The sequence below is a fragment of the Streptomyces sp. NPDC001100 genome (assembly GCF_053598575.1).
The window spans coordinates 1-7331 of record NZ_JBSFKO010000084.1 but is presented as its reverse complement, the minus strand read 5'-3'; the positions used below and the strand labels follow the sequence as shown (position 1 = coordinate 7331).

At 71.1% G+C, this 7331-nt stretch carries 6 protein-coding genes; 1 reads left to right on the top strand and 5 read right to left on the bottom strand.

The window, feature by feature from the left end; genetic code table 11:
• Positions 1–233: 233 nt before the first annotated feature.
• On the top strand, positions 234–1193 hold the full coding sequence (locus ACWDEW_RS48690) for a LysR family transcriptional regulator (protein ID WP_450522796.1): 960 nt from the start codon (positions 234–236) through the stop codon (positions 1191–1193).
• Here the strand turns inward: ACWDEW_RS48690 and ACWDEW_RS48685 are convergent.
• From ACWDEW_RS48685 to ACWDEW_RS48665, 5 genes are read right to left on the bottom strand one after another with little or no spacing between them, the layout of a single operon-like run.
• The gene (locus ACWDEW_RS48685) at positions 1172–2473 is read right to left on the bottom strand and encodes a vWA domain-containing protein (protein WP_450522794.1); all 1302 of its coding nucleotides are present in this window, start codon (positions 2471–2473) and stop codon (positions 1172–1174) included. The genes ACWDEW_RS48690 and ACWDEW_RS48685 overlap by 22 nt on opposite strands.
• A complete protein-coding gene (locus ACWDEW_RS48680; protein WP_450522793.1) occupies positions 2470–3096 on the bottom strand; it encodes an SRPBCC family protein in 627 nt (208 codons plus the stop codon). Before ACWDEW_RS48680 ends, ACWDEW_RS48685 begins: the two co-directional genes overlap by 4 nt.
• Positions 3093–3986 carry an AAA family ATPase gene (locus tag ACWDEW_RS48675; RefSeq protein WP_450522791.1) on the bottom strand — a complete coding sequence of 298 codons (894 nt, stop codon included), beginning with the start codon at positions 3984–3986 and terminating at the stop codon, positions 3093–3095. Before ACWDEW_RS48675 ends, ACWDEW_RS48680 begins: the two co-directional genes overlap by 4 nt.
• On the bottom strand, positions 3983–4858 hold the full coding sequence (locus ACWDEW_RS48670; protein WP_450522789.1) for an XdhC family protein: 876 nt from the start codon (positions 4856–4858) through the stop codon (positions 3983–3985). The genes ACWDEW_RS48675 and ACWDEW_RS48670 overlap by 4 nt, the downstream gene beginning before the upstream one ends.
• 11 nt (positions 4859–4869) lie before the next feature.
• Positions 4870–7266, bottom strand: coding sequence for an aerobic carbon-monoxide dehydrogenase large subunit (locus ACWDEW_RS48665; RefSeq protein WP_450522798.1), 2397 nt, complete (start codon positions 7264–7266; stop codon positions 4870–4872).
• Positions 7267–7331: the final 65 nt, after the last annotated feature.

Genomic DNA, 7331 nt, shown 5'->3' with positions numbered 1-7331 from the left:
TTTCTGGAAGAAGTTCTCGCCCTCGACCCCGTCCGGGTACCGCTCCAGGGTGGTGTGCACGTCAACACCCTTGCGATGTACGGGCCTTGGACCGCCGCTGAACTCTCCAGCCTGTGCTTTTCCTGTGTTTCCCCGGCTCTCGGCGCGACCATGGCTCTCGGCGAACAGGTGCGCTAATTTGAGGTCCACGGCACAGGTGAATGGGCACCCGTGGTGAGTGCGGGAGGTTCTGGTTGACCCCGGCACAGCTTCGGGCCTTCGCGGCGACCGTCCGTCTCGGTTCCGTGAAGGCGGCCGCGGCCGATCTCGCCGTGACGGAGTCGGCCGTGTCGATCCACATCGCGCATCTGCGCAAGGAACTCGGCGACAAGCTCTTCGCCCGCACGGCCAACGGGCTCGCGTTCACCCCTGGCGGGCTGCGGCTGGCCAGCCGGGCCGCCGAACTGCTGGGACTCCAGGACCGGACGATCCTCGAAGTGAAACAGGCCGGCTCCGGCCGGAGACTGCTGCGCGTCGCCGCGTCGAGCCTGTTCGCGGAACATGCCGCGCCCGGTCTGATCGAACTGTTCGCGGGGCGCGCGGACGATCTCGACGTCGAACTGAGCGTGCACAGCCCGCAGAACTTCCCGTCCCTGCTGCTCAACCGCTCCGTCGACGTGGCGATCGGGCCTCGCCCCGCGACGCTGGACGACGCGATGATCTGCACCCACTTTCTCAACTACCAGGTCGTCGCCGTCGTAGGGCCCGACCATCCGCTCGCGACTGCGGGGAGTGCGGGGGCGGCCGAACTGCGCGGTCAGACGTGGTTGTTGGGGCCCTCGGCGGTCGGGCGGACGGGGATGGTGCCGTCGGTGCTGCGGCGACTGGGTATCCCGGAACACAACCAGCGGATCTTTCAGAGTCATGCCGCGTCCGTCGACGAGGCCAAGCGGGGCAAGGGAGTCGCTCTCGCGGTCGCGTTCGCCGTGACGAAGGACCTCGCAGAAGGCGACCTCCGCCAACTCGCGGGTCCCCAGCTCCCCGCTCGCGGCTCCTGGAACCTGCTCACCCTCCCCGACCGCGAGGCGCCGCCCGCCGCCGCGGAGTTGCGGCGGTTCGTCACCACGCCGCGGGCGACGCAGGCGATGCTGCGGGGTGCGGGGGTTACGGCGGGGCGGTTTCGGCCGGCGATTCATGTGACGTTGTGGAGTTGAGGGTTCGGTCCCTGGGCTGCGGGCCGGTGGGGGCTGGTCGCGCAGTTCCCCGCGCCCCTCGGGAGGCGCACTTCGCGCGGCCTCCCGAGCCCGGCAATCTCGCCCGGCACCCGTAGCAGCGCGCCGAAGCTGTCGGCCGGCAGCAGCAGGTCGATGTACGGCAGAGCCGCCGTCATCGTCGTCGTGCGGGGCGTGAAGCCGTGGGCCGCGGCCCGGGGGTTGAGCCAGATCACGGTGTGGGCGCGGCGTCGTAGCCTGGCCATGACCGTGGCCAGTTCGTCCGGCGGGTCGCTGTCCCAGCCGTCCGAGGCGATCAGTACGACCGCGCCGCGCAGGGTGCCGCCGTGGTGCGAGGCGAGGAGCGTGCCCAGGCAGTGGGCGATGCGGGTGCCGCCGAAGCGGTCGGTGACGCGTTCGGCCGCCTCGTCGAAGGCCTCCCGCGCCGAGCGGTGCGCGAGGACCGGCGTGAGCCGGGTCAACGACGTGGCGAACGCGAAGACCTCGGCACGGGTCGTCACCGCGAGGGCCCGCATCAGGTGCAGATACGCCAGCGCCTGCGCCTGCATCGACCGGCTCACGTCGCACAGCACCACGACCCGGCGGGGCCGGTCCACCGGCCCCGCCCGGACCAGCCGCACGGGCTCCCAGCCGGTGCGCCGGGCCTGTGCCACCGTCTCCCGGACCGCCACCCGGTGACCGCCCGTCCGCACGGCGAGGCGCCGGGTGCGGCGCACGGGCCACTCCCGTAGCCGTGACTCCAGCCAGCGGCCGAGCAACTCGGCCTGTTCGGCGCTCAGTTCACCGAACGGTGTGTCCACCGCTGCCGCCAGGTCGCTCGGCAGCCGCTCGGGCACGGTGAGGACGTGGTCCGCACTGTGGTCGGTGGTGTCCACGGTGGGCGGCAGGGTCACCCACGGCAGACCGGAACCCCCGACGGGGGTGCTGCCGGGCGAGTCGGTGCCCTCGGAGTTCTCGCCTCCGGCCCCCGCGTCGTGCCCGTTGCGGCGCGCGTTCGGGTCGACGGCGAGCACGGACTGGCCGAACATCGCGTCGAAGACCTCGTCGAAGCGGGCCAGTTCGGGATGGTCGCGGACGAGGGTGACGCGGGCCGTCCAGTACAGGGACGTCCGTGTCATGGGCGGGACCGCGGCGAGCGCGAGCACGAAGTCACGGGCCGCGGTCGGGCCCACCGGCACGCCGTGCTCCCTGAGCCGGGCGGCCAGCGCGGTGGCGAAGGCGGCCCGGTCGACGGCGGACAGCAGCGGACCGGTCGGTGTCATCGGACCAGCAGACAGACCACCACCGCGACGACGACGGCCGCGACGACGACGGGGATCAGCCGCTTGTACACGGACGTACCGGCCACCTGCATCAGGTTCAGCGGCTCGGCCACCGCCAAGGACGGTGCCACGGAGGCCGGTTCCGCTTCCGTCTCCGGTACGTCCTCGTGCTGGTCCGGCGTCGCCAGCAGCTGTGTCTCCACGTTCGCCACGAACTGCGCGAACAGTTTCTCCGAGATCTCCTTGATCATGCCGCTGCCGAACTGGGCCAGCCTGCCGCTGATGTTGAGGTCCGTACTGACGGTCACGACCGTGCCCGTGCCCTCGCCGCGCAGCCGGGCGTCGACCGTCGCGGATGCGTTGCCGCCGCCACGCATGTCCTTGCCGGCCGCGCTGATCACGGCGTGATGGGCGGCCTCGTCCCGCTCCACGAAACGTGCCGTGCCGGCGAACTGGCTGATCATGGGCCCGACTTTGACCCGGACCTTGCCCCGGTGGACGTCACCGTCGACGCCGGTGAGTTCGGCGCCGGGCATGCACGGGGCGAGGGCCTCCAGATCGGTGAGCGCCTGCCACGCCCGCTCGACCGGGACGCCGACGATGAACTCGTTGTCGATCCTCATGGTCTCCTCGCTTCTTCGGGATAGCCGAGCGTGCCGAGGGCCTCGATGACGGCAATGCGGTCGTCGGGGCTCTTGGCGACCGTGCTGAGTGTGCGGACGATGTCGCCGCGGGCCAGCCGTGCGACCCTCAGCGCCGCCAGGGCGGAGACCCAGTCGATGGCCTCCGCCATGCCGGGCGCCTTGTCGAGGTCCAACTCCCTTACCCGGCCGATGAATTCGGTCGTCGACGCGATCAGCGGCTCGTTCGCGGCAGGTACCGTGCGGCGCAGGATCTCCGCCGTGCGTTCAGGGGTGGGGAAGTCGATCCAGTGGTAGAGGCACCGCCTGCGCAGCGCGTCGTGGAGTTCCCGGCTGCGGTTGGAGGTGAGCACCACGACGGGGGGCCGTACGGCGGTGAAGGTGCCCAACTCAGGGACGCTGATGGACCGTTCGCCCAGGAATTCGAAGAGGAGCGCCTCGAACTCGTCGTCGGCCCGGTCGATCTCGTCGATCAACAGCACCGGCGGCAGCGGGCCTTGATGGCGCACCGCCCGCAACAGCGGACGGTCGAGGAGGAATTCCTCGCTGAACAGATCGGCGTCGGACAGCTCCCGCCCGTGCGCCTCGGTCAGCCGGACAGCGAGCAGTTGGCGCTGGTAATTCCACTCGTACAGCGCCTCGCCCGCCGTCAGCCCCTCGTAGCACTGAAGCCGGATCAGTGGAGTGCCCAGGGCTTTGGCGAGCGCCTTCGCGGCGCTGGTCTTGCCCACGCCCGGCTCGCCCTCCAGCAGCAGCGGGCGGTCGAGCAGGGTGGCGAGGAGCAGGGCGGTCGCCGTGCCGTCGTCGACGAGGTGGCCGGCCTCGCCGAGCCGCCGCCGTACGTCGTCGGCGTCCGTGAAGAGTCCGCTCACCCCGTGGCACCCGCGGACCAGCGGTCCCGGCAGCCGGTCCCGCAGAACCAGAACTCGCCGTCCCCGGTGGTGAGACGAGGTGTGTCGGCGCATACGGTCACGGTCATCCCGCACACCGGGTCCACGGCCTGGGGCGGTCGCTCGGGCACGGTGACCTTCGCCGCGTGGACGACTCGCACCACGTCCGCGAGGATCGACAGCGCGATCTCGGGCGGCGTACGGGCGCCGATGTCCAGCCCGGCGGGCGCCTGGACGCGGGTCCGTTCCGCCTCGGTCAGGCCGAGTTCGTCGAGGAGGGCGGCGGCGCGGCGGTGGCTGGCGACCAGCGCGATGTGACCGACGCCCGCGTCCAGGGCGGCACGCAGGGACTCCGCGTCGCCGCGGCCCTGCCCCGCCACGATCACGGCGGCGGTGTGCTCGGCGGGCGGTCCTTCGGGCAGGGAGCGGGCCGTGGCGTAACCGAGCAGGGCGGCGAACGCGACACAGGCCTCCGCCACCGGCGTGGTCCCGACGACCTCGATCAGCGGCGGCGGCAGCACCGGCTCCAGGAAGATCTCCAACGCACCGCCGGACAGGCAGGGGTTGACGACCACCCGTGCCCCGGGTGTCTCGGGGAACTCGGCGTCCCCCTGCGGCAGGACGCGCAGCAGCAGGGGTCCGCCGTCGTGCAGGGCGCCCAGCGCGGCCGTACGCACCGAGCCCTCGGCGCACTGGCCGCCCACGAAGCCGTCGATGGTGCCGTCGCCGTGGACGATGGCCTCGTCGCCGGGGTGCGCCGAGGCGGGTGCCTGGGCGCGGACCACGCGCGCGTGGACGAACGGCACGCGTCGCTCGGTGAGTTCGAGCGCCCGGGCACTCAACTTGCCGGTCATTACAGCCACCTTCAGATCGGCGGAGTCGGTCGGCCCTGCATCGCCTCCCACACCCGGGAGGGTGTGAGCGGCATGTCCGCGTGCCGGATGCCGTACGGCTTCAGGGCGTCGACCACCGCGTTGACGATCGCGGGTGGCGAGCCGACCGTCGCGGACTCGCCGACCCCCTTGGCGCCGATGGGGTGGTGCGGGGACGGCGTGACGGTGAACCCGGTCTCCCAGTCGGGAACTTCGAGCGAGGTGGGGATCAGGTAGTCCATGAGCGAACCGCTGAGGCAGTTGCCGTCCTCGTCGAAGGAGATCATCTCCATCAGCGCCATGCCGACCCCGTCGGTGAGCCCGCCGTGCACCTGCCCCTCGATGATCATCGGGTTGATGCGGGTGCCGCAGTCGTCGACCGCGACGAAGCGGCGGACGGTCACCTTCGCCGTGCCCGGGTCGATGTCGACGACGCAGATGTAGGCGCCGTGCGGATAGGTGAGGTTCTCCGGGTTGTAGCAGATCTGCGCCTCCAGCCCGCCCTCCACACCCTCGGGCAGGTCGCCCGCGCCGTGCGCCCGCATCGCGATGGCCTGGATGCTGACCGAGGCCTCGGGGTCGCCCGCGACATGGAAGGAGCCCTTCTCCCACTCCAGGTCGGCGACCGACACCTCCAGCATCCCGGAGGCGATCAGCCTCGCCTTGTCCCGTACCTTGCGGGCGACCAGCGCGGCGGCGGCGCCCGAGACGGGGGTGGAGCGGCTGCCGTAGGTGCCGAGGCCGAAGGGGGTCTGGTCGGTGTCGCCGTGCACGACGTCGATGTCCTGCGGCGGGATGCCGAGTTCCTCGGCGACGATCTGCGCGAACGTCGTCTCGTGCCCCTGCCCCTGCGACTGCACCGAGAGCCGTACGACTGCCTTGCCCGTCGGATGCACCCGCAGTTCGCAGCCGTCGGCCATGCCGAGGCCGAGGATGTCCATGTCCTTGCGGGGCCCCGCGCCGACCGCCTCGGTGAAGAACGACACGCCGATGCCCATGAGTTCACCGCGGGCCCGCTTCTCGGCCTGCTCGACGCGCAGGGCGTCGTAGCCGGCGAGTTCCTTGGCCAGTTCCATGGTGGGCGCGTAGTTGCCGGAGTCGTAGACCCAGCCGGTCTTGGTGCGGAAGGGGAACTGTTCGGGCCGGATGAAGTTCTTCATCCTCAACTCGACCGGATCCATGGCGAGTTCGTAGGCGAGGCAGTCCACGATCCGCTCGATCAGGTAGACCGCCTCGGTGATGCGGAACGAGCAGGCGTAAGCGACCCCGCCCGGCGCCTTGTTGGTGTAGACGGCCGTCATCTTGCAGTGGGCGGCCTCGATGTCGTAGCTGCCGGTGAAGACGCCGAAGAAGCCCGCCGGGTACTTCACGGGTGCGGCCGTGCCGTTGAACGCGCCGTGGTCGGCGAGGACGTGGGTGCGGACGGCGAGGATGCGTCCGTCGCGGGTGGCCGCGATCTCGCCGCGCATCACGTAGTCGCGGGCGAAGCCGGTGCTGATGAGGTTCTCCGCGCGGTCCTCCATCCACTTCACCGGGTTGCCCGTGAGGAGCGAGCCGACGATCGCGCACACGTAACCGGGGTAGATCGGCACCTTGTTGCCGAAGCCGCCGCCGATGTCGGGGGAGATCACCCGGATCTTGTGCTCCGGCAGCCCTGCGACGATCGCGTAGAGGGTGCGGTGGGCGTGCGGGGCCTGGGTGGTGGACCACAGGGTGAGGCGTCCGTCGACCTGGTCGAAGTCCGCGACCGCGCCGCACGTCTCCATCGGCGCCGGGTGCACGCGCGGGTACACGATGTCCTCGGTGACCACGACGTCCGCGCGGGCGAACACCGCCTCGGTCTCGGCCTCGTCGCCGGTCTCCCAGTCGAAGCAGTGGTTGTCGGCCTTGCCCTCCAGGTCGTCGCGGATGACGGGCGCGTCGGGGGAGAGGGCGGTGCGTACGTCGATCACCGGGTCCAGCGGCTCGTACTCGACGTCGATCAACTCCAGGGCGTCCCGGGCCGCGTAGCGGTCCTCCGCGACGACGAAGGCGACCTCCTGGCCCTGGAAGCGGACCTTGTCGGTGGCCAGGACCGCCTGCACGTCGTTCGAGAGGGTCGGCATCCACGCCAGGCCCTTCTCGGCGAGCATCGCGCCGGTGACGACGAGGCGGACCTTCGGGTGCGCCTCGGCGAGGGTGGTGTCGACGGAGAGGACGCGGGCGTGCGCGAACGGCGAGCGCAGGATGGCCAGATGGAGCATGCCGGGCAGGTCGAGGTCGTCGACGTAGCGGCCCTTGCCGCGGACGAAGCGCGGGTCCTCCTTGCGCAGCATCCGGCCGTGGCCGCAGGGCTTCTTGTCGTTGTCGACGAACGCGATGCGGTGGCCGTTCTCGGAGACGGCGGTCATGACCCGCTCCCCGAAGCCGAAGCCGAAGCCGAAGCCGAAGCCGAAGCCGAAGCCGAAGCCGAAGC

Coding starts and splice junctions, on each gene's coding strand:
- ACWDEW_RS48680 (WP_450522793.1), bottom strand. CDS start 3,096: ATGAGGATCGACAACGAGTTCATCGTCGGCGTCCCGGTCGAGCGGGCG.
- ACWDEW_RS48685 (WP_450522794.1), bottom strand. CDS start 2,473: ATGACACCGACCGGTCCGCTGCTGTCCGCCGTCGACCGGGCCGCCTTC.
- ACWDEW_RS48670 (WP_450522789.1), bottom strand. CDS start 4,858: ATGACCGGCAAGTTGAGTGCCCGGGCGCTCGAACTCACCGAGCGACGC.
- ACWDEW_RS48665 (WP_450522798.1), bottom strand. CDS start 7,266: ATGACCGCCGTCTCCGAGAACGGCCACCGCATCGCGTTCGTCGACAAC.